Origin of the sequence: uncultured Sulfitobacter sp., from assembly GCF_947497275.1 — a bacterium.
Taxonomy (GTDB): Bacteria; Pseudomonadota; Alphaproteobacteria; order Rhodobacterales; family Rhodobacteraceae; genus Sulfitobacter.
On record NZ_CANMFS010000046.1, the window covers coordinates 1 to 549 of the forward strand.

The 549-nt window shown below is 50.8% G+C and carries 1 protein-coding gene; it reads right to left on the minus strand.

Going from position 1 to position 549, the window contains the following annotated elements:
- Positions 1–47: 47 nt before the first annotated feature.
- A complete protein-coding gene (locus Q1A06_RS20915) occupies positions 48–431 on the minus strand; it encodes a MerR family transcriptional regulator (protein WP_299568046.1) in 384 nt (127 codons plus the stop codon).
- Between the last annotated feature and the right edge of the window lie 118 nt (positions 432–549).

Genomic DNA, 549 nt, shown 5'->3' on the forward strand with positions numbered 1-549 from the left:
AGTTCGCTGCGCTCGCTGGATAAGTGTGCCCAACAGAAAAACGCTTCTTAAGCGAAAGATAACTTTGCGACACTACCCTTTCGGATGACTTGGCTTAACGGCACCGGATCTTCGTACCTTAACGCGTCATAGACTGTGCCGTTCTCAGCGAATTCGATCTCGGGGCGGTATCCGAACATTGTGGTCAAGCTGGATCCGCCTTTGAAGTTCACTATAGAAATAACTTGAAGGGCGTCGTTCTCGCGGCGTCCTGGAAGGTATGTTTCGCCATTCCGACCGGTCTTTGCCATCACATGGCGGATTTGGTCAATCTCTTGGGCGGTATAGAGCCTGCGACCTCTGGAATCCGTCTCTACATCAGGGAAATTACCTTCCTGATGCCGCGTTCGAAGGTTCGACATACTGATGCCGGTGAGCTCTGATACTTCCACAGGATGAAATTTACGTAGCGCTTTTCTACTATCGGGCTAAGCGGCATTGCCAACTTGTTTACGAGTTCTGAACTGGTTATCGCTCGCGCATGAAGGTAACAGCCACAATGCCTCGCCT